General features: G+C 37.7%; 23 protein-coding genes and 1 pseudogene. 15 read left to right on the top strand and 9 right to left on the bottom strand.

Annotated features, from left to right (window positions below):
• Positions 1-51: 51 nt before the first annotated feature.
• Positions 52-861, bottom strand: coding sequence for an ion transporter (locus AB1471_RS08095; protein ID WP_367779246.1), 810 nt, complete (start codon positions 859-861; stop codon positions 52-54).
• A gap of 220 nt (positions 862-1,081) precedes the next feature.
• Between AB1471_RS08095 and AB1471_RS08090 the strand changes: the two genes are divergently transcribed.
• Both AB1471_RS08090 and AB1471_RS08085 read left to right on the top strand, forming a co-directional pair.
• Positions 1,082-1,963 (top strand): ATP-binding protein, encoded by an 882-nt coding sequence (locus AB1471_RS08090; RefSeq protein ID WP_367779245.1) that lies wholly within the window; start codon positions 1,082-1,084, stop codon positions 1,961-1,963.
• 12 nt (positions 1,964-1,975) lie between these two features.
• Positions 1,976-3,892, top strand: a complete 1,917-nt coding sequence (locus AB1471_RS08085; RefSeq protein WP_367779244.1) for a vWA domain-containing protein — start codon at positions 1,976-1,978, stop codon at positions 3,890-3,892.
• A gap of 381 nt (positions 3,893-4,273) precedes the next feature.
• Here the strand turns inward: AB1471_RS08085 and AB1471_RS08080 are convergent, their stop codons facing one another.
• Together AB1471_RS08080 and AB1471_RS08075 are read right to left on the bottom strand one after the other, a co-directional pair.
• The gene (locus tag AB1471_RS08080; RefSeq protein WP_367779243.1) at positions 4,274-5,455 is read right to left on the bottom strand and encodes a toxic anion resistance protein; all 1,182 of its coding nucleotides are present in this window, start codon (positions 5,453-5,455) and stop codon (positions 4,274-4,276) included.
• 2 nt (positions 5,456-5,457) lie between these two features.
• On the bottom strand, positions 5,458-6,102 hold the full coding sequence (locus AB1471_RS08075) for a 5-bromo-4-chloroindolyl phosphate hydrolysis family protein (protein ID WP_367779242.1): 645 nt from the start codon (positions 6,100-6,102) through the stop codon (positions 5,458-5,460).
• A gap of 279 nt (positions 6,103-6,381) precedes the next feature.
• On the opposite strand from AB1471_RS08075, the gene AB1471_RS08070 reads away from it, so the two are divergent.
• The 3 genes from AB1471_RS08070 (at position 6,382) to AB1471_RS08060 (ending at position 7,501) form a co-directional block, all read left to right on the top strand.
• Positions 6,382-6,717, top strand: a complete 336-nt coding sequence (locus AB1471_RS08070; protein WP_367779241.1) for an ArsR/SmtB family transcription factor — start codon at positions 6,382-6,384, stop codon at positions 6,715-6,717.
• A 74-nt stretch (positions 6,718-6,791) separates the two neighbouring features.
• A complete protein-coding gene (locus AB1471_RS08065; RefSeq protein WP_367779239.1) occupies positions 6,792-7,166 on the top strand; it encodes a fluoride efflux transporter FluC in 375 nt (124 codons plus the stop codon).
• Positions 7,163-7,501 carry a fluoride efflux transporter FluC gene (locus tag AB1471_RS08060; RefSeq protein WP_367779238.1) on the top strand — a complete coding sequence of 113 codons (339 nt, stop codon included), beginning with the start codon at positions 7,163-7,165 and terminating at the stop codon, positions 7,499-7,501. Before AB1471_RS08065 ends, AB1471_RS08060 begins: the two co-directional genes overlap by 4 nt.
• A gap of 202 nt (positions 7,502-7,703) precedes the next feature.
• Here AB1471_RS08060 and AB1471_RS08055 read toward each other — a convergent pair whose 3' ends face one another.
• Positions 7,704-8,273: a DUF4352 domain-containing protein gene (locus AB1471_RS08055; RefSeq protein ID WP_367779237.1), complete on the bottom strand. Its 570-nt coding sequence runs from the start codon at positions 8,271-8,273 to the stop codon at positions 7,704-7,706.
• 146 nt (positions 8,274-8,419) lie between these two features.
• Between AB1471_RS08055 and AB1471_RS08050 the strand changes: the two are divergent.
• Positions 8,420-8,497 (top strand): annotated as a pseudogene (locus tag AB1471_RS08050) (VOC family protein); the annotation flags it as partial.
• A gap of 510 nt (positions 8,498-9,007) precedes the next feature.
• Positions 9,008-9,373: a DUF1033 family protein gene (locus AB1471_RS08045; protein WP_367779236.1), complete on the top strand. Its 366-nt coding sequence runs from the start codon at positions 9,008-9,010 to the stop codon at positions 9,371-9,373.
• Positions 9,374-9,439: 66 nt separating this feature from the next.
• Here the strand turns inward: AB1471_RS08045 and AB1471_RS08040 are convergent, their stop codons facing one another.
• The gene (locus AB1471_RS08040) at positions 9,440-10,543 is read right to left on the bottom strand and encodes an AI-2E family transporter (RefSeq protein WP_367779235.1); all 1,104 of its coding nucleotides are present in this window, start codon (positions 10,541-10,543) and stop codon (positions 9,440-9,442) included.
• Between the two features lie 356 nt (positions 10,544-10,899).
• Between AB1471_RS08040 and AB1471_RS08035 the strand changes: the two genes are divergently transcribed.
• Together AB1471_RS08035 and AB1471_RS08030 are read left to right on the top strand one after the other, a co-directional pair.
• Positions 10,900-11,100 carry a cold-shock protein gene (locus tag AB1471_RS08035; protein ID WP_367779234.1) on the top strand — a complete coding sequence of 67 codons (201 nt, stop codon included), beginning with the start codon at positions 10,900-10,902 and terminating at the stop codon, positions 11,098-11,100.
• Between the two features lie 175 nt (positions 11,101-11,275).
• Entirely contained in the window at positions 11,276-11,482 is a 207-nt protein-coding gene (locus AB1471_RS08030; protein ID WP_367779233.1) for a hypothetical protein, read from the top strand.
• A gap of 89 nt (positions 11,483-11,571) precedes the next feature.
• Here AB1471_RS08030 and AB1471_RS08025 read toward each other — a convergent pair whose 3' ends face one another.
• Both AB1471_RS08025 and AB1471_RS08020 read right to left on the bottom strand, forming a co-directional pair.
• Complete coding sequence (locus tag AB1471_RS08025) at positions 11,572-11,877, bottom strand: DUF3817 domain-containing protein (protein ID WP_367779232.1); 306 nt, start codon at positions 11,875-11,877, stop codon at positions 11,572-11,574.
• A gap of 366 nt (positions 11,878-12,243) precedes the next feature.
• Positions 12,244-13,848: an ABC-F family ATP-binding cassette domain-containing protein gene (locus AB1471_RS08020; RefSeq protein ID WP_367779231.1), complete on the bottom strand. Its 1,605-nt coding sequence runs from the start codon at positions 13,846-13,848 to the stop codon at positions 12,244-12,246.
• Between the two features lie 183 nt (positions 13,849-14,031).
• Between AB1471_RS08020 and AB1471_RS08015 the strand changes: the two genes are divergently transcribed.
• Positions 14,032-14,640: an alpha/beta hydrolase gene (locus AB1471_RS08015; protein ID WP_367779230.1), complete on the top strand. Its 609-nt coding sequence runs from the start codon at positions 14,032-14,034 to the stop codon at positions 14,638-14,640.
• A gap of 45 nt (positions 14,641-14,685) precedes the next feature.
• Here the strand turns inward: AB1471_RS08015 and pepF are convergent, their stop codons facing one another.
• On the bottom strand, positions 14,686-16,509 hold the full coding sequence (gene pepF / locus AB1471_RS08010) for an oligoendopeptidase F (protein ID WP_367779229.1): 1,824 nt from the start codon (positions 16,507-16,509) through the stop codon (positions 14,686-14,688).
• A gap of 198 nt (positions 16,510-16,707) precedes the next feature.
• Here pepF and AB1471_RS08005 point away from each other — a divergent pair, with 198 nt between their 5' ends.
• A complete protein-coding gene (locus AB1471_RS08005) occupies positions 16,708-17,085 on the top strand; it encodes a PadR family transcriptional regulator (protein ID WP_367779228.1) in 378 nt (125 codons plus the stop codon).
• Positions 17,086-17,125: 40 nt separating this feature from the next.
• On the opposite strand, the gene AB1471_RS08000 is transcribed toward AB1471_RS08005, so the two are convergent.
• Positions 17,126-18,310: an LL-diaminopimelate aminotransferase gene (locus AB1471_RS08000; protein ID WP_367779227.1), complete on the bottom strand. Its 1,185-nt coding sequence runs from the start codon at positions 18,308-18,310 to the stop codon at positions 17,126-17,128.
• Between the two features lie 129 nt (positions 18,311-18,439).
• Here AB1471_RS08000 and AB1471_RS07995 point away from each other — a divergent pair, with 129 nt between their 5' ends.
• The 4 genes from AB1471_RS07995 to AB1471_RS07980 all read left to right on the top strand — a co-directional run bounded on the left by AB1471_RS07995 (position 18,440) and on the right by AB1471_RS07980 (position 21,533).
• Complete coding sequence (locus AB1471_RS07995; RefSeq protein ID WP_367779226.1) at positions 18,440-19,705, top strand: DUF4139 domain-containing protein; 1,266 nt, start codon at positions 18,440-18,442, stop codon at positions 19,703-19,705.
• A gap of 212 nt (positions 19,706-19,917) precedes the next feature.
• Complete coding sequence (locus AB1471_RS07990) at positions 19,918-20,799, top strand: CvfB family protein (protein WP_367779225.1); 882 nt, start codon at positions 19,918-19,920, stop codon at positions 20,797-20,799.
• A gap of 104 nt (positions 20,800-20,903) precedes the next feature.
• Positions 20,904-21,332: a hypothetical protein gene (locus AB1471_RS07985; protein ID WP_367779224.1), complete on the top strand. Its 429-nt coding sequence runs from the start codon at positions 20,904-20,906 to the stop codon at positions 21,330-21,332.
• A 15-nt stretch (positions 21,333-21,347) separates the two neighbouring features.
• Complete coding sequence (locus AB1471_RS07980) at positions 21,348-21,533, top strand: hypothetical protein (protein ID WP_367779223.1); 186 nt, start codon at positions 21,348-21,350, stop codon at positions 21,531-21,533.
• The last annotated feature ends 237 nt before the right edge of the window (positions 21,534-21,770 follow it).

Genomic DNA, 21,770 nt, shown 5'->3' with positions numbered 1-21,770 from the left:
TAAAAAGGGCTGGTTGATGCATACATTTCGTATGACACAACCAGCCTTTTGCTATTTAATTTTCGTTCGGTTAACAACTTGTTGATCACGTAGTAACTGCTTAATCTCTTCTAGCTCTTCTTGTACTTGATTAAGCTTTATTTCAGTTGGAGAAGGATTCTCCGCTTGATTCGCTTCTTCCACGTTTGTCACAACAACCCCAACAAATAAGTTGAAGATGACGAATGTACCAAACAATATAAATGTGACAAAAAACCACCACGAAGATGGACTTTCAGCTATGATTGGACGCATCACACCGCTTGCCCAAGATTCGAGCGTGACAACTTGGAAGAGGGTTAAAAATGACGCATGAAGCGTGCCGAAATATTCTGGTGCAATTTCCTTGAACATTGTTGTACCAATGACGCCATAAATATAAAAGAAGACCCCGAGAAGCAACATGATCGTTCCCATGGAAGGTATTGTCGCTATAAGAGCATTTACCATTTTTCTTAAAGAAGGAATAATCGATATCGCACGAAGTACACGAAGTACACGCAGGATTCGAAGAACGGTTACATAATGTCCTCCAACTAGTAAATGCCCACTCGCTACAATTAAAAAATCAAATATGTTCCATGGTTCTGAGAAAAACGATTTAAATGAGCGACTACCTAATAAGCGAATTAAAATTTCAATTGTAAAAACCCAAAGCAATAGCTGGTCGGCATATGTAAACAAATCCAAGTTTCTTTCGTAGATACCTGTATACGTCTCAAATCCTATTAAAATCGCGTTTAGTAAAATGAGTCCTATGATAATATTCGTAAAATACGGGTGTTCAGAAAGTGCGGAACACCGACTTCTAATAGATTGCATAAACTCTTTTTCTCTCCTTTCTCAAACTTCATTTTTACCAAACTTCATTTTACTTCTAAAAATCCATTTTGTCATCTGTTGTGGTAAGCGATAACATAACCCGCTGTATATACACGTTGAAAAAAAGAATGAACCTGAAAGAGTTGCTTGTCTAACCATTGTCACGTTAAAATAAAGCATTACAGAAAATATGATCTAACTAGTGAGGATGAACGAATTTATGAAGGTTCTTATTGAACAATTACCACAAACCATTCAACAAACCATAAACGATCGTAAAAAGACTTATTCAGAAGAGGATTTGCCACGTGTTGGTGTAGGTGGTTATACGTCAGAGGATGCATCAATTATGGAAGATGCTGTGATTGGTCTTTCACTCGGAAAAAATGTGTTGTTAAAAGGACCGACTGGTTCAGGGAAAACAAAGCTAGCTGAATCACTCAGTGAAGTGTTTTCTCAACCCATGTACAGCATTAACTGTTCGGTTGACCTTGATGCTGAAGCGATGCTTGGCTATAAAACAATTGAACAAGTTGACGGTAACGCTGTAATTGTATTTGTTGAAGGCCCGGTCATACAAGCAATGAAGAAAGGCCAGTTATTATACATCGATGAAATTAACATGGCTAAGCCTGAAACATTACCTATTTTAAATGGAGTGCTCGATTATCGTAGAACGATAACAAATCCATTTACAAATGAAGTGGTTAAAGCACAAGACGGATTTGGCGTCATTGCGGCCATCAATGAAGGATATGTAGGTACAGTGCCATTAAATGAAGCGTTAAAAAATCGTTTTATCGTCATTGATGTTCCCTATATACAAGGTGAGACATTAAAAAAGGTCATTGAATCTCAGAGTAAGCTAGAAGACCAACAAGTAATTACACGATTTGTGCAGTTATCAGAAGACTTACTAACACAAGTTCAAAATGGTCAAGTAGCAGAAGAAGCTGCATCCATTCGAGCTTTACTTGATACATGTGATTTAGCCGTTTACTTACCACCGTTACGTGCGATTCAACGAGGCTTAATTGATAAAGTTGAAGACGAACGAGAAAAAGCTGCTATACGAAATGTAGCAGAAACGATTTTTGAGTGAGGATGACTTTGTATGCAGCGTTTCATTCAATTTAATGATGAAAATGTAAATTCATTCCTATTGATGGAATTGATCGATTTAGCGAAAACGTTGACGAAAGAAAAAGAAATGGATGTTGACTATGGACCACTAAGCTACTTTGATCAACCAAACAATAAAATTGTTGTTAGTCATTTTTGGGATCACCGAAATCCTATCGATGAGTTTTTAGGGCTAAAATCAGACATTTACTTACGTGCGATAGGAACAAATCGATTTACAGATGTGAAAGAAGTGAATAAGTATCTAACCTTTACGAAAAAAACATCAATAAAATCGTTCTCGAAACAATTTTTTATGATGGTTGAAGACGCAAGAGTTGAAGAAGAAATTATGCGTTTACGTCCAGGTACAAAACGAGCGTTCGAGGTTCGCAGAAGATTATACACGCACTATTTCGAATCTCAACTTAAAGTCCATGTCGTAAAAGGGGTTCCGACAGATGCGTTATTTAATCTACTTTACCTATTACTACACGCACGATCACCGATTGATGACTGGCCAAGTATACATCCGTTGATTGATCAAGCAAAGCCTTTTATTAACCAACAAATTCAACGTACTTTTGATGCTAAGTCAACAGCACAAATCGCGTCAATTAGCGAAGAGTTAATTGAAATGCTCGACGAGGTGGTAGCAAAGGATATGTTAAATGAGTACTTTCATTTGCCAGAAGGGGTGATGGAAGAGTGGGAAAAGAGCTTAACTTTTGATGATTTAAAGCGCTGTGACCCTTTAGTGAATGATGATGAAATTGAAGAAAAAGCCTCTGGTGAAGAAGAAGTAAATGATGATGAGTTTCGGACATGGCACCGTGAATCAGGTGATAAAGGCGAGTCATTTCTTCGGTTAGATCTTGATCAGGGAGCTAAAACGAATATAAAAGGTGGCACAGCAAGAGAAGGTGACGATGGTGACCAAGCACTTGGAATGGTTCAAGGAGCTAGTAAAAAGACCAACCAGCACCAATTTGATGGGGAAGTAGAAGAGCAACAATCGGAAGAAGTGAAGGCAGGACAGGCTGATGCCTATGGAAGAGACAATCGTTATGCGTATCCGATTTTCCAAAGCGCTGCATCAATTTCAAATAAAGATCTGTCTGATTATAATCAACAAAAGAAAGAAGTAGCATTCTACCAAAAGAAACTCCAAAAAATCATTGAAAAAACGCTGGACCACAAAAAGGTGAAACCGAGAGACAACCTTGCTTTTGGCAGACTTAGTAAAAAGCTAATTCCATTTCTCACAGATGACCATCCTAAAGTTTTTTACAAGAAAAATGAAAAATCACCACAAATTGATGCTACATTTACACTACTGCTTGATTGTTCTGCATCTATGCACGATAAAATGAGTGAAACGAAGAAGGGACTTATTTTGTTTCATGAAGTATTAAAATCAGTAGGTGTGCCCCATGAGATTGTAGGATTTTGGGAAGATACAGATCAGGCAAGTGAAAAGGGTCAACCAAATTATATGAAGACCGTCATTGACTATGATCAATCTACTTATACGAAAAAAAGTGCAGCAATTATGCAGCTTCAACCAGAAGAGGATAATCGTGACGGCTATGCGATTCGCCATATGACGGAGCGGCTAATGAAACGAAAAGAAAGTCAGCGTTTTTTATTAGTTTTTTCTGATGGTGAACCAGCGGCGATGAACTATGAACAAAATGGCATAATGGACACACACGAAGCTGTGGTGATTGCCCGCAAACAAGGGATTGAAGTAATGAATTTGTTTTTATCGAACGAAGAAATCCTAGAATCCCAAAAAGATGTGATTCGAAACATGTATGGAAAATTCAGTTTGTTCATACCAAACATACAAGAGCTGCCGGACATTTTGTTTCCCTTGTTAAAGCGTCTCCTGTATAAGAGTATTTAGGGGCTTTAGGGCTTAAAAAAGATCCTTCTCGCGGTGGAGGTAAGATCATTCTGTGACACCGTTTTTTAATCTCTTCTTCTATCTAAAATAAAATAACAAGAGAAGAAGGCATGAAGACGCGATGAATAACTACATGACAATTAATCATCAAGCAAGAATGGATGAGCTTAACCGCCACAAATGATAAAGTAAATAAAAATCATTGGAAATCCGCTAAGAAAAAAATTGAAAAGGTTTCAAACAATGTTCAAAGGATGATCGACAAACGAATGTAACGTAAAAGCACCTCTCCTGAATGTAGGAAGAAGTGCTTTTTCTTTTTTATCATCTCTTCAGCGGAAGCCTTTCAAGGTATTCTTGCTGAGCTGAGTAGCTTCTTTTTTATTTTTTATCCTGTATTTGAAGAAGTTGCTGCTTTAGTTCGCTTTCCATTGCTTGTATCTCAGTTTCAGCCTGTCTCCGTCTATCTCGACCTTCTTGTTGGATACGAATGGTTTCTTCTAATGTTGAGACAAGGTTGGCTTGTGTCGTTTTTAATGTTTCTATATCAACAATACCACGCTCATTTTCTTTTGCTGTTTCAATGCTATTTGTCTTAAGCATTTCTGAATTCTTTAAAAGAAGTTCATTTGTGGTTTTTGTCACCTGTTTTTGCGCTTCAACCGCACGTTGCTGACGGAATAAAGTTAACGCAATCGCAATTTGATTTTTCCACAGTGGGATAGCTGTTAAAATGGACGCTTGTATTTTTTCAGCAAGTGCTTGGTTGATGTTTTGAATCATACGAATTTGTGGAGCACTCTGGATGGTAATTTGTCTACTTAACTGTAAATCGTGCAGACGTTTTTCTAATCGATCCATGAACTGCATCATATCATTTACTTCTTGATAAGCCATTTGATCATCACTTGCTTCGGCTTTCTTTTTAAGCGCTGGGATCGTCGTTTGCTCGAGTTCCTCACGCTTTAATTCTGCGGCTGCGATATATATATTAAGCGCATGAAAGTAATCTTTATTTTGTTGATAAAGTTGCTCAAGCATTTGAATATCATCTATCAATGATTTTTTTGAATGATCCAGTTTTACACTAATGCGATCAACTTGTGCACCTAGTTTTTGATATTTAGAAAGTACTTCATTAACAGAACGGCTAACACGGGTAAAGAGTTTGGATAGCATGCCGCGCTTTTGATCCGATAGTTCTTCAGGATTGATTTGTTCTAAACGATCCATCAGTTCCTTTAAAATATCACCGATTGGTCCAACATCTTTACGCTGAACATGATCGAGCATGGAATGAGAAAAATGGGATAGCTTTGATTGCGCAGCTGTCCCGTATTGTAAAATCGATTGGTGGTTCGTCGGATCGATTTGCTGTGCAATTTGTTTTGCTTGTTCACGATCTCTTTCTGGAATGACATCAACGAGACGCTTTGGAGCTGATTCAGTGCCTTGGTCGGATAAAACTTCTGTTAACTCGTTGTCACCGAAGGGATTGCTAAGTAAATCTTCTACGTTTTGATTTCGCTCTTGTACTTTAACCGCTTGTCGATTGTCTTCCATTGTTACATCCCCTCTCTAGAACGTTCCAACTGTTCTCGATGCAACGATTTTTTTGCAACGTCTAGTTCAATTTTTAAGGTGTTAATATCATTCGTTAAAACGTTCATTAACTCTTTTTCAAGAGATGAATTCAAGTCGAGCAATGTTTTCCTTGTGTCTTCAAGTGAAGAAAGAACTTCTTTATTTTTTATCGGCTGTGTCACCAACATCGTGTATTTGTCTGTTAGTTCGACGGCAGAATCTAAATGGTTAAAGAAAAACCGTTCAGATGAATAGAAACGCTTAGGGTCTTTTTTAACAATGTTAAAAATTCGTTTTGACAGCTTAATCATATCATTTAGTTGGCGCATAGCTGAGATAGAGCGAATTTGAAACATCTTGCCTTGGAGTCTTGAGATTTTCTTTTGCGCTTCTTTTAAATTGTTGTGAATATACTTATATTCTTGAGCGCTTAGCCCATACGATTGTAGCACAGATCTTCGTTGGAAAAATTTAATCGTATAAAACGGGATCAGACCTGCCAGTAAAGCAAAAACTAGTGTTAAAAAAAAGTTTATGCCTATAATAAATAATGTAATGATCCACGTTAAGATGGCTAACGGGATGGCAATTCCTAGTCTTGCTAGGAAATATAAGAAATCTCTCATGATCATCTACTCCTTATGTAGGCTTGTCTTTTAAATACGAGTGGACGAATGGTTTAGTTTCATTTTTTAAAAATTAATGTGCAGATGTTGTTTATATTGTCTCTGATTCGCGTATTAATGGCAAGTAGGTGACACGAAATCGTGTATGCTTAATATCCTGCTTGTAAAGTAGATAATACCATAAAACTAGTATATTATTTGGTTTCTGTATATAATAGGAGTGTAGACCTAATTGACTATGATATATGGGAAATTTAGAAGGGGGATCAAGGACAAAAAGTGAGCCAATACTACTATTTCATTGATGAGTTAGCAGAAATTTATCGGTTGTTTGGAGATAAAACTCGATTAGTCATGGCAAAAAAATTGTCTGAGGACGAGTGGACTGTATCAGAATTTGTTGAATTCTTCAATATAAGTCAACCTCTTGTAAGTCAGCATATTAAAAAATTAAAGGACGCGAATTTGGTTACAGAAGAGCGACAAGGAAAACGGATTTTATATCAGTTGGATCGTGAATCTCAACACTATTCTTTAGTTCAAAGGTTGATTGAGCCAATGATTTTAAAAGAGGACCTACCCAACGTTGTACAATTATCATTAAAGAATAAGTAAGACGAAATGCAGTGGACAATCACTGCATTTTTCTTTATGGTTATTTAATGTAAGAGACAAGCGGAGGGAGAAAAATGAATTTAATATTGGTAGGTTTTGGGGGAGCGATCGGTGCTTTCTTACGTGCGTGGTTATTTATTTTTGTTCCAATCACTCACCCATTTCCAATTAGTACTCTTCTAGCGAATTTAGTAGGAACATTTGTTTTGTCGTTTATTACTTTTCTATTTATACATAAGTATCGCCGGATGAAGTTGTTTTTAGGAACTGGAATCTTAGGCAGTTTCACGTCAGTGTCAGCTTTTAGCGTTGAAACGATCGGCTTGTTTGGAGTGAACGTGTTATACGCTTCAATTTATCTTGTTGTGACAGTTGTTGGGGGCGTTCTGTGTGCGTTTCTTGGCGCCTATTTTGCTCGTTCATTTAGCAAGGAGGAGGGAGTGGCATGATTTATGTGATGGTTGGGGGAGCAACCGGTGCAGTCACAAGGTGGCTACTGGCTAAAGGGTTATCATCTTTTTGGGGTACAGCATTTGTAAATATTGTAGGATCCTTGATTGGTGGATTTTTAATCCGTTTGTCTTTACATGAACAGGTTCAGTTGTTACTATTAACAGGTTTCTTAGGGGCATTCACGACTTTTTCTTCGCTTCAAATAGAGGGTTTCAAGTTGATAGAAGATGGAAAGTTCGCAAAAGGAATTGCCTATACTTTTCTCACATTGATTACAAGTATAGGTATGGCTGGAATTGGAGTTGGAGTGGCCAGTTTTTTTGTCGTATAGGAAATTGTTTAAAGAGGATATTCATGAAAAAGCCTTTGGGTTTCTCAGAGTATCCGTTCGGTTTTGTTATGTGAATAAAACCCCTAGAGAGAGGAAAAGCGCTGTAAAATAATTTAAAATAATTTGTTTTCATTCTACTATATTTCGACGAATATGTTCTTCTTTTGGATAAAATAAAAGCCCCTCGAAAGGGGCGTTGATACTATTGTAAATTAATCAAACCTGTTTCTGTTCCGAAGAATCCAGTTTGAACTTGTATTTGTGCACTAGAAATATCTAGTCCTTCTGGTGCATCAAAAGGTACTTTTCCTGTTAAAGATAAACCAGGGTTAACACTTTCTAGGAAAAATTGAGCATTTTCATTAGCGTAGATCGCAGCCGTTCCATCTGCATCATATTCTACTCCGTCTACTTGTAATTTGAAGAATGACGAATCAACGGTAATCGCTTCATCTTTGTCGTTCTCTACAGTAACATCTATAATTAAAAATTCACCTTTTGCGTCTTGTCCGAAATCTCCACCAATATTTGATGAGGTAGTTACTTCATTTATAGTGAACACTACACCTTTCACATCTAAAGGTGTACCAATTCCAATTGTGTCGTCACCGGATTCTTCTTTATTATCTCCTGCTACATCTTCAGCAGGCTCCTCACCACCAGCTTTGTCTTCATCGTCACCGCCAGATGCTACAGTCGCAATAATAATAACTGCAAGTAGCCAAACCCACCATTTCTTATAAAATGGCTTTTTTACTTTTTCTTTCTTCATATGTGTTGCCTCCTGTTTCTAATTTGGAACTTTACCAGTTTACTACATTTCGACATAGTAGTGTTCAAAAATATAAAAAATGACAGGAGGTAATTGTTGGGTATTACTTACATTCTAAATATAGACAAAAAAATCCAGTAATAAGAAAAGGAGTTTCCTTTATCAATGAACCACATATTGTAGCAAAAATGGGACAAACAGAAACTTGAATGACATTTTTTTAAGACACAGAAGGTAATACTCATGCTTTAATGAGCGAGTTAGAAATTTAATCAAAGACTTTGGAGACTGTTTAATTGTGGAGAAGTACGAAAATGAATTCACATTTGGTTTTGATGAGCGTATGGCTTACCTCGCTCATAGATTGCTTGGGTCTTGTGAGATGTAGAGAGTAAACGAGATGATCTGGAGATCTCAGAAATAGTATCGCCCGTACGATTTTTAGTACAGGTGTTTTTTTATATTGATAAGTAAATGTGCATCTATACAAAAAAACCCATTCGAGTGAGTAACATCTTGGAGTTCATATTGTGCCCCACGGTAAAATTGTTGGTGTCTTTAACTTACTGGCGAGTCGTTGACAAATTGTTGACAAGATTAAACAGTAAACTATAGGTAAGATAGAGGTAAAGTTCACAACGAGACAGAGTTTTATTAGATATGATAGTATTACAATGAAATACAATAACCTTATGTAGATAAGGATAGCACTGGTGTGAAAGGTGGTCCTTGGTGTGTGGAGAATTATTCAATTAAAAAGTGATGCGGAACCATGGTGGTTTTTAGATGGTTGGCGCGATGACACTGTAAACGAATGGACATTTAATGAAAAAGAAGCCGCTTTTGATTTTTATCGAGTGATAATAGAAGAGATGGTTACTAAATATCCTAATGTCCGCGTAAAAAGAGGGACACAAATTGCTTTTTGGTGTGAAGGAGAGCTTTTATTTTGCGATTCATGTGATGAAGATTTGCAACTTTATCACGGGATTTTAATGATGAAAGATGAAGCACCTTTTACGAATGAGCACATGACCAATGATGAGAAAAAGTTCTTTGAACAGTTGATTGATGAGCAAAAGAAAAAGACTGAAGAGTAGAGTGATAATCCCGCTCCAGTCTTCAGTCTTTTTCTTTTGGTGATTTTTGTTATACCAAAAGATTCTTCAAATTTTTTTATCGTTATATCTATTCCGAATGGTGATAAATCTGTAGGCGTTGACTACGATGGCTTTGCCGACAGCGTATGTTGGGACGGCCATAAGTAAGCCAAGTACCCCAGCAAAGCTTGCCGCAACCAGTAATAAAAAAATGATCGTAAGTGGGTGAACGGCAAGCTTTTTACCCATGACTTGTGGTGAGATGAAGTTACTTTCAAATTGTTGGACGGCAATGACGACTGCAATTACGAGTAATGCAGTTATAGGAGAATCAATAAATCCTACGATAATTGCAGGAATTGTGCCGATAAAAGGTCCAATAAACGGGATGACGTTTGTTAACATTGCTACAATTGCTAGGACAATCGTATATTCAAGACCAATAATTATGTACCCAATATACAACAGAACACCGACACAGAAACTAACAATAATTTGTCCCTGAATATATGAGCTAAGTGCAGTGTCCATATCTTGTAATACTTTTTTACTTTCAGGACGAAATTCTTCAGGGGTGAATCTTAAAAAAACATCTGGAAGCTTATGACCATCTTTTAACATATAAAACAAAACAAATGGGATCGTCACAATTACAATCGCAATATTCGTTAAGAGACTAATAAGTGATACAACGTTTGAACCGATGGAATCAACGGCTCCTTGTAAAAAATCAGTCAAACGCTCAGCAATATCTTTATAAGAGAAATCTTGGCTTTGCTGAACACTTTTAAACCAATCAGATTGCTGCAAGTTTGTTACCATACTACTTAATTCATCGAAAATACCTGGCATATTATTGATCAAAGAATTGAACTGTTCAGATAGGGGAGGACCAACGATGAAAACAAGACCAACGATTAATCCAATTCCTAACAAATAGATAATTAAAATCGCGAGCGCACGCGGGACGTATTTTGCAAAAATTGTTAGAACAGGACGTAATAAGTAATAAAGAACACCTGCAATAGCAATTGGTGCAAATAGTGTTGTGACAATAATTGTGATGGGTGTAAAAATAAATCCGACTAAGTTTACTAAATAAATGATCAATAAAATAGTAATGATTGCGAATCCAATTCGAAACCATTTTGATTTTGCTAGCTCGTTCAACCATATCCCTCCACTAATAAAATCCATAGATTGGTACTATCATACATCAAATCGCAACCAATCGCTATTATTTCTATCCATTAAATGAAACTAAATGTAGGTTGCCTCGTATGACGAGTGATTGAAATTTATATGAAGAGGGTAGAAAGTCAAAAATACAAAAAACCTTCCAAGTTTCGTTTGACATTTCCATTGAACGATGTATAATATGATTAAACAATTCAATAGCAAATTACCTGCAAGTTTAGATTCACATATTACAAAGAGTGATCGGAATGCACGGTGCTTTTTGTAATATGTGAATTTACTATGGTTATATTTGCATATTGTCATTAATATTTTGGAGGTTTTTCATTATGAAAACTGGTACAGTAAAATGGTTCAACGCAGAAAAAGGTTTCGGCTTCATCGAAGTTGAAGGAGAAAACGACGTATTCGTACACTTCTCAGCAATCTCTGGAGATGGATTCAAATCCCTTGACGAAGGTCAACAAGTTGAGTTCGAAGTGGTTGAAGGTAACCGTGGACCACAAGCAGCTAACGTTGTAAAATTATAATTGATAATATAAAAAAGCCATTCTCATAATTGAGAATGGCTTTTTTCATATTTGTAAAGTGAATACCCGAAAAATTTCGTCAAGTCCCTTTGGCGTACACAGAATTCTTTTTTGGTTATACGCCCATACACCGACAATTTGTATTGAATACAATACGTCAAAAGGGGTGAAGAGCATGTCCAATCAACCAAAGAAAAAGGTAGTAGAGAAAGAGGTGGAGGTAGAGGTAGAGGCAGTAGAAGAGACGCAAGAAAGAATTCATCCGTTTGATTCTTTTTGGAATTTTAACAACCAGAAACAAGTTGAAGAGGAAGTAAAGCCCTCTGAAGAAGTAAAACCCTCTGAAGAAGAGAACAAAGGTCCTGGTCCTTTTTGGTTTTAATTTCAAAAACGCTGGAAGTTTAGGTGCTTTTCTCATGCTTTTGAGGATGATCATAAAAAGTCCATCGCCTAATACCGGCGATGGACTTCTTATGATGCTTGTTGTTCTTCAAATTTCTTTAATTTAAAATCAAGTGCAAGATTTCCAAATGGGATGAATGCTACGATAAGAGACAGGAGTGGCCAATACCATTTCCAGCGTGTAACAAAGGTCGCATATGCAATCACCAAACAATAAGTGACAAATAAAAAGCCGTGAATCGATCCAACGAGGGTGACAGCCTCTGGAAGATCAAATAAATATTTTAATGGCATAGCAACAGCGAGTAATACGATAAGAGAAAACCCTTCAAAGTATCCCATGATTCGTAACCGTCCAATAGGTGTTTTTATCATACGTTCTCCTCCTGCGTTTATAGAACAAAATACAATTAATAATCATTTTAACAGAAGTTCAAGCGTAAATAGAAGCTAGTTCACTAGATCGTCATAGTATGAGACAAAAACATACTATCTAATCGTATGTTGACTGATATTTCTTTTAAAAAAGCTCCATCGATTCAAAGTAAAAGGTTCAGCATCATTTTATTAATGAGAGTTTGTTAACGTCAAGGTCACCCAGGAAAAGGATGAATGTGGACTAGCTGTCATCAATCAAGTGGCTGCTTTAACTGAAAAAGTAATCGTTTTGTTCTAACAAAGATAATAAGTACATGTAGAAAATAGGAAAAGACCTTGCAAGTAGCAAGGCCCTTCTTATTTTTAAGATGATACTTTGGATTTATTCCACTCTAGGAATTCATCGTATGACAACTGTTTGTCGGTAATTTTACCGTCATTGATGTCGATAATGCGGTTGGCAATAGTTTGAACAAACTGGTGGTCATGTGAAGTGAAGATCATTGCACCTTTAGAGTTTGTTAAGCCATTGTTTAACGCAGTGATCGACTCAAGATCTAAGTGATTTGTTGGTTCATCAAGTAAAAGAACATTTGCTTGCTTCAACATCATGCGTGAAAGCATACAACGAACTTTTTCTCCCCCAGACAAGACGGCAGGTTTTTTACGAACTTCTTCACCTGAGAACAACATACGACCAAGGAATCCACGCAGGAATGTCTCACTTTGATCTTGTGGAGAATATTGACGTAACCAATCAACTAGATCCACTTCATTCCCATTGAAATATTCATTGTTGTCATGAGGGAAGTAAGCTTGAGACGTTGTGACGCCCCATTTAAATGAGCCGCTATCTGCTTCGGTTTCGCCCATAAGGATTTTCATCAATGTAGTTTTTGCGATTTCATCTGTACCAACAAGTGCAATTTTGTCTTCTTTGTTCATTGTAAAGCTTACGTTATCAAGTATTTTGACACCGTCAACCGTTTTGCAAAGATCTTTGACTTGAAGAACATCGTTACCAATTTCACGTTCGCTTTCAAAGTTAACAAAAGGATATTTGCGCGATGATGGTTTAATATCATCCAAAGAAATTTTTTCGAGTGATTTTTTACGAGAAGTTGCTTGCTTTGATTTCGATGCATTTGCACTAAAGCGCGCAACAAAGGCTTGAAGCTCTTTGATTTTTTCTTCTTTTTTCTTGTTTTGATCCTGCATCATTTTTTGAGCAAGTTGACTTGATTCATACCAGAAATCATAGTTTCCTACGTAGATCTGAATTTTGCTGAAATCAAGGTCGGCAATATGGGTACAAACCGTATTTAAGAAATGACGGTCATGAGATACCACGATAACGGTATTTTCAAAGTTGATCAAGAAGTCCTCAAGCCATTGAATTGCTTGGATGTCGAGACCGTTTGTCGGCTCATCTAGTAAAAGAACGTCTGGTTTACCAAACAAAGCTTGTGCTAAAAGTACTTTTACCTTTTCAGAGCCAGTGAGTTCAGCCATTTTTTTCGTGAACATCGATTCCTTAATGCCTAGGCCTTGAAGAAGGATAGCCGCTTCTGACTCAGCTTCCCAACCGTTCATTTCAGCAAATTCACCTTCAAGTTCAGCTGCTTTAATGCCGTCTTCATCAGAAAAGTCTTCTTTCATGTAGATTGCATTTTTCTCTTGCATGACTTCAAATAAACGATTGTGACCCATCATCACAACACTCATCACTTCGTGTTCTTCATATTCAAAGTGGTTTTGTTTTAGGATAGCAAGACGCTCATTTGCGCCCATTGATACGTTCCCAGTTTGAGCTTCAATTTCACCAGAAAGAATTTTGATGAATGTTGATTTACCTGCTCCATTTGCGCCGATTAAACCGTAACAATTCCCAGGGTTAAACTTAATATTGACATCTTCAAACAGCTTGCGATCACCAAATCGTAAGCTGACATCTGTTACTTGAATCATAATAATTTCCCTCCATACACGTACTAATCAATGCATTATAACATTAAATATACATGTTCGCTTGTTTTTAGATGAAATAATGTAGGAATCAATTTATCTTGAATTGATATATTTTAAATTTGAAATAATGTAGGGCGTTGGTTACAATCAAGATAGACCATATGTAGAAGGGAAGGGTGAAGGATGAAACATATTTTCAAAGAAGGATTAAAATCAAAACCAACGTTTCTTTTACTACATGGCACAGGCGGTACAGAACAAGACTTGTTGCCACTTGCTGACATAATTGATCAAGAAGCGAGCGTGTTAAGCGTTCGGGGGAATGTATCCGAAAATGGTATGCCACGCTTTTTCAAACGTTTAGCAGAAGGGGTATTTGATCTTGAGGACTTAAAGTTCCGCACTGAAGAATTGCATAACTTCATCGATAAAGCAGCTAAGGATTATGGCTTTGACCGCGAGAACGTGATTGCTATCGGCTATTCAAATGGAGCGAACATTGCAGGAAGCTTGTTGTTCCATTACAGCAATGTTTTAAAGGCTGCGATTTTGCATCATCCAATGGTGCCGATTCGTAATAAGGAGCTTCCTGATGTTTCCAATGTACCTGTGCTGATTACAGCTGGTGACAATGATCCCATTTGTCCACCGCAAGAAACGAATGATTTAGAAAAGCTCTTAAAAGAGGCAGGAGCAAGCATAGATGTATATTGGCATAGTCAAGGTCATCAGCTTACACAAGATGAAGCACAAGCGGCGAAACAATGGTATGAAAAATTAAAAGGGTATTAATCGATGAAAGGATGGATTCAGCATTGCGCTGAATCCATCCTTTCATTATTCGTAGCTTTTTTCTAGCTCATCAACCAATTCGCCGACAAATGCTACTGCTTTTTTGATTGGGTCAGATGTCGACATGTCTACACCCGCATGTTTCAGTAGTTCAAGTGGTGATTTCGTACCACCTGCTTTTAATACTTCTAACCAGCGATCTACAGCAGGCTGGCCTTCCTCTTCAATCAATTGAGAAACGGCTGTTGAAGCTGTTAATCCAGCACTATAGGTGTATGGATAAAGCTCCATGTAATAGTGTGGCTGCCTCATCCATGTAAGTGATGCATGCTCATCTATTTCGACTGAATCGCCCCAGAACGCGCTTAACAGTTCATGCTTTTGTTCAGAAAGAACCGCAGCATTGATTGCTTTGCCGTCATCTGCAAGCTGGTACACACGACGTTGCAATTCACCCTCAAGTAAATGGGTGACAAAGTTATGATAGTACGTACCTAAGAATTGAAGAATCACCCAACGTTTCATCCGTGGATCAGTTGTTGTTTTTAGTAAATGACGACCAAGTAGTAATTCGTTCATCGTTGAAGGAGCTTCCACAAAGTAACGAGATGGGCGGGTGTTCGTTTGGCTTTGATTTTTCCCCGCTAAATAAAAGTGACCTGCATGTCCGAATTCATGCGTGAGAACGAATGCACCACGCATCGTATCCGTCCATGTCATTAGAATATACGGGTGAACATTATAAGGACTTGAGCAAAAGGCACCCGTTGATTTTCCAATGTTATCTGACAGGTCAACCCAACGATTATTTAATCCTTTTTTTATCATCTCAAGATATTCCGGACCCATCACTTGCAAGGATTCCAAAATCACATCGCCTGCACTTTCGTAAGAGGTAGGTGGGTTGAAATCTGGATCAAGCGGTGCTTTTAGGTCGGCAAATGTCATTTTATCTAAACCGAGCACTTTTTTACGCAATTTTGCAAGCTTTCTCATGTGTGGAGCAAGTTCCTTCTGGATGATGTCAAGTTGATTGTTGTACATGTCACGCGTTACTTGTTGTGGATGCAATAACATATCAGTAACAGAATCAAATCCACGTAATTTAGCAAGAGTTACTTGTTTTGTAATCTCTGTTTCATACGTAGCGGCAAATGTATTTTCATAGCGTTTTAATGTTTTAGAAAACGATTCATACGCTTTTCTTCGTGTTTCTGTATCTTTTGCAAACTCATAGCGGTCTTCAAATAGAGCAAATGAGTTTGGTAATGTTTCACCGTTAGAAAGCTCGATGTCTGCAAACGTCATGTCAGACATTTTACTACGCTCATAAATGTTATGCGGACTACCAAGTACTTGTCCAAGTGCTGCTAAGGCTTCTTCTGTTTCAGGGGAAAGCATAAACGGCTGCCACTCAATCAGTTCTTCGATCATGGTGCGAAATGCTTGGATAGGGCCATCATCTTGGACCAATGTTTTTAACTCATCTTCTGTATATAAAGAAAGCTCTGTAGAAATAAATGATAGTTTGCCACTAATCGCTGCAAGAATCGCTCCAACACGAGAAGCATTTGCTTGGTTTTCAGTATCAGTTCCTTCACAAGCAAATTTTAGGTTTGAATACGTAGAAACACGGCCAAGTTGAATAACCAATTCTTCATAAGCCTGAAGGCAGGATGCGACTTGATCTTTGTCTTTATGAAGCGTTCCTTTATAGTTAACTAGCTTGTCTGCTTGCGGGGAAAGTGAGTGCAAGGCTTCTTCCCATGCTTCCTTTGACGGATATAAATCGGTCAAATCCCATGTTTGATCCTCAGGTACTTCACTTCGTGACAATCGTCTAGATGCATGTACGTTCGTAGTGCTCAAAAAAAATCATTCCTTCCTACGTATATTTAGACTCACTACATATTATACAGAATAGATTGATAATTGCGTTAGTTTTTTCATTCAAGAAAAATGCTGTCTTTATTAATGAGGAACATATGATCGTTTTATATAGATTTGAAAAATCTTCTGTGGTAAAATTAACAAAAGAATCTATCTTTTGGAGACGGGGGAGAGCAGATGAGTAAAAATAATCCGAAGAAATTTGCGTTAAATATGAGTGCGTCTCAATTTACGAAATTTTATATTTTACATTTGTTATCGCTCCAACATTCAGGCATGATTAGTGAACATTTCAAAGGAGAGTTTCGAAAAGTAGGGGGAAATTGGGAGCCGGCGCCAAGTACACTCCTTGATGCTTTGCATGGTATGACAGAAGAAGGTCTATTAAACCGTACTGATGACTACAAGTCTTATGAAAAAAAACGTCAAAAAGTCTATTGGTATCGCTTATCTGATCAAGGTAGAGAAGAATTTGGTCTCATGAAGAAGCAATTTTTACCGTTGTTTGAAGAACAAAAACGAATTATCGAGAACATTTTAAAATCAGTATTTTAAAAGGGAAAACGCTTGTTTGCGTTTTCCCTTATTTAAAAGATTATGTGGTTGCCAGTGGCTTGAACAGTGAAAGTTTTCCAATTCGTTTTGCTGCTTCGATGAGCAATTCTTTATCCTGTACAAGTGCAATTCGCACATAGCCTTCACCACTTGGACCAAACGCATGACCTGGTGTCACAACAACATGCGCTTCATCCATCAACTTACGACTAAACTCCATTGATGTGATCCCTTCAGGAATAGGCGCCCACACGAACATTCCTCCTTCTGGAGATGGTATGTCCCAGCCAATCGTTTTTGTACTCTCGATAAGATGATCACGACGCTCTTGATAAATAGCACGCGCCTCCACACCATACCAATCTCCTTCAGTCAGTGCTTTTGCGGCAGCTACTTGAATTGGCCTAAATACACCATAATCTAAATTTGATTTCATTTGATTAACCGCATCAATGACTTGATGATTGCCAGCTATGTAACCTATTCGACAACCAGCCATGTTAAAGCTTTTTGAGAGTGAATTGGTCTCAACACCAACGTCAATTGCTCCAGGGATCGATAAGAAACTCTTTGGTTTTTTTCCGTCATAATAAAGCTCACCATATGCAAAGTCATGGACAAGTAAAATATGATGTTTTTTTGCAAAAGCAATCGCTTCTCTATAGAAAGATTCTGTTGCTTGGACAGGAACGGGATTACCTGGGAAGTTTAAAATCATCAAAGCTGTTTGATCTGCGACTTCTTCTGGAATGGCCGAAAGATCTGGTAAAAAGCCATTGTCTGCTTTTAGGGGCATATAATAGGGCTCTGCTTCTGCCATTGCAATCCCTGTCTCATAAGCTGTGTAGCCAGGATCAGGTACTAATATATAATCACCAGGGTTCGCAAACACCATTGGTAAATGTACAAGTGCGTCTTGTGAACCCATTGATAGCATAACTTGATTTGTAGGGTTTAATGTTACGCGATGTTCGTTTTTGTAATAGGTTGAAACAGCTTCATTAAATTCTTTGATACCTGTAAGTGTATAGCCATATTGATCGTCGTCTAAGGACAATGTAGATATCGTCTCTCTAATAAATGCAGGAGGTGCTAAGTCCGGACTACCGATGCTGAGATCGATCATGGCGGCGCCTTCACCAATCTTTTGTTGTTTATATGCAGATAATTCACTGAAAATCAATGTCTTAAAGCCTGCCATTCGCTGCGCAAGTGGAAACTCCATCCATAATCCCTCATTTCTATGTATATTTATAGCGCTAAATGGATCTTCAACATTGTACCAAAAAGTACGACAATATAAAAACAAACATTTAGAAGACTTTTAAAAAAAGATCTCTAAGGGAGGGGTTTGATGACGTTTCAATCGAATGAAAGTCATCGTGAAGATCTTAAGCTTGTCGTATACGAAGGAAATTTTGCTTTAGTTACTGAAAAGCGTAAGCTACCCACTGATTCATCCCAATGGATTCGCATCCAAGACTTACCACAAACAATTGATTTAAATAGCTTGATACTTAACGAAATCGCTGTAGAAGAATGGTCGATTCAACGCGCGTCTGGAGTAAGTCAATTGACGATCCTTCAAGCTTTAACAGGAGAAATTATTCTTTTTGGTGCTGAAGGCACTCCAAAGGAACGTCATCGGTTGATTGCATCTGTGCCAGATTTAGTGTTGAAAAATATACGAACAAAAGAGATTTTATTGAACCCAGATGGCGAAGTTGCCATTTTATCGATCCCTCCAACTGTCAGTAACTTACACACATTTCTATTTCGAGTAGATGAGAACGTTTGGCCAAACGCTTTTACGATGACGTATTTAACGAATGAGTTGTCGTGGCAAGCGCATTATCTGGTTTTACTGGGAAAAGATAAAATGAAAGTGAATGGTTTTATTGAGGTGAAAAATAATACAGGTTCATCTTTTATTAACGTTTCTCTTCAAACCATGGCAGGTGAAACGAAACGCATCCGCCAAGAAGAACCTACTTATATCCAACAAAATAAATCGATGATGTTGATGGATAGCTCAGAGTCTATCGTAACGGAGGAAGGGGAAGGAGAATTACATTTGTTCACTATTCCGTTTCGAGTGGATTTACACGATCAACAATCAACAGTCATTCCTTTTATTGATTCGATACTCCCTTATCGTCTATATTATGTCGCAATACCTGGGCATGAACATCCTATATCAACCATTGCGTGGAAACATGATAGTGACATGCCACTCGCAAAAGGGATTATGACTTTTTACTATGAACGTAACGATCAAGTTCTTTTTGCTGGAGAAGACCGCATTTCGTATAGCCCAAAAAATAAAGAAATTGAATCACAGTTTGGTCGTGCTGTTGATATCGACAGTGAATATGCTCTTATAAGAAGATATAAAAGTGGTGAAGATACGATTGAAGAGCACGAGTATCGATTACGCAATGGCAAAGATCAAGAAGCTGAAATGGTGATCATTCATCCATTCTACTATAAGACGTGGGAATTGATTGAAGCTTCCGAAGATATTTTATATCAATCAGCAAGTGAGCTGCAGCTTCATACAACGTTAGCGCCCGAGCAATCAAAAGTGGTTACATTTACGGTGAAAGTGAAGAAAAAATAAAGGCTTTACTCATTGCATAAAGCTGAATATACATGTACTTTTCAAACATTTCATGGTAGATTTAACAAATTGACAATCAAAAGTGGAAGCGGCTTGTGATAAGTCAACCTCTTATAGAAGGCGTCCTAGTGGTTGACATATCACCTCGGGGAACTGGTTGATGATACACTTTTATTTTATTTTAATATGAGAACGTAACAGGAGGATTTTATATGTACCAACAAGAAGAATCAATCACAGGGACCGTTCAGCGTTTAACGGTCGATAGAGAAGCGCCATTTGGCTATTATTTAATTAGAGGATCCGAAGAATTCCCATTAAATGAATCAGAGATAACAGAAGAACTAACTATTGGTGAAAGCCGCGAGTTTTTCCTTTATGCTGATCGTCGTGGACGCGTTGTGGCATCCATGAACATTCCAGAAATTCGTAAAGGTACATATGGCTGGGCAAAAGTGATTAAAATTAATGAGCGGGACGGTGCAGCGCTTGATATTGGTATTTCACGTGAAGTTACCGTTGTCTCAATGGATTTACCTGCCGCCCGACATGTATGGCCAAAAGCAGGAGATTATTTGTATGTAACACTTAGAACAGATCGCAGTGGCAATATGTTTGCAAGACTTGCTACAGAAGAAGTGGTTCAAGTCCTGTCAAATCGCGCGGAACCAGAGCTGCATAACAAAGAGCTTAAAGCACGTCCTTACCGCTTATTACGTGTGGGTACGTTTCTATTAACAGAAGAAGGCTACCTATGCTTTGTGCACGAGAGCGAACGACACAGTGAACCTCGTTTAGGTGAAGAGCTGACCGTTCGAATCATTGGTGTAAAAGACGATGGCTCGTTAAATGGTTCACTCGTACCTCGAAAACAAGACAAAATGGTTGGAGATGCGGGTGTGTTGTTGCAATATATTCAAGATCATAATGGTGAGATGCCATTTTGGGACAAAAGCGACCCTGATTTGATCAAGGAAACGTTTGGTATGAGTAAGGGTGCATTTAAACGAGCATTGGGAAAGTTATATAAAGAAAAGAAAATTCGTCAAGAAGATGGATGGACTTATTTGATCGAGACGAATACAGAAGAGTGATTGAACAGGATGGGTTATGTACCCATCCTTTTTTTGGGTAAAATTGAAAAAGAGATTATTTAACGACAAGCTAGGAGTAACTAATTTATAGGAGCGGGTGCTAAATGAACATTGAAGTAACAAAAGAGCAATATAAAAAGATACTACAAGCATTTTATTTGGGCGATTTAGTTCTTCACTCGATGAAAGATGAAAATGAAGAAAATGACGAATCGTATATTGCAACGGAGCAGTATCTGTTTTCTTTAGCAAAAGACTTTGGCTATGAAGACTATGTTCTATTTGATAAGGATTTAGATCAATATTTTCCAACTCCATTAATGGAAAATGAATTTGATACCGCGATGCTTAAATATGAACAAGAAATATTCCCAGATCAGCTTGCTGCAACACTTGCTAGAAATAAAGTGGAGGCAATGTTAGACGCAAAAGAAATAAGTACAGATGAGGCTGGACTTCTATTACTGGAACTTGAAGATAAGTATTTGGATCAACTAGACCAAGATGGACTTAATAGGATAGATATAAAATAGAAGAGGGGGACTGACATGAGGTATCAGCCAGTAATGATCGCCGTCAATGTGATTTTTGCATCTATAACTGGTTTTTGGACGGTTCAAAACATAGTTAGAGGCGATTATGCCATGGCGTCTTTATTTGGCGTTATCTGTGTGATTAATGCGTTCATTGCATTTAGAAGATACCAAATTGCTCGGATGCATGATCAGCGATAGTAGAGATGAGCTGCCTGTGAAAAGTTCGGGATTTAATAACACAGTGTTATCACTTTTTTAAAAATAATGAAAATATTGAGAGCCTATTATTTTTTCATTCAATAATAGGCTCTCATAATGTGCCAATACAATGACGGTGCGAAAAACGAAATACTAGGAAACGTATGTGTTTGAATACACAGATATAAAGAATACAGCTGGAGCAAAACATAAAGGCAGCGGGAATCAAATAAGAGC

This window comes from Jeotgalibacillus marinus, from assembly GCF_040801915.1.
Taxonomy (GTDB): domain Bacteria; phylum Bacillota; class Bacilli; order Bacillales; family Jeotgalibacillaceae; genus Jeotgalibacillus; species Jeotgalibacillus marinus.
Note: the sequence above shows the minus strand (reverse complement) of the source record. Positions and strands in the feature narration are given on the sequence as shown.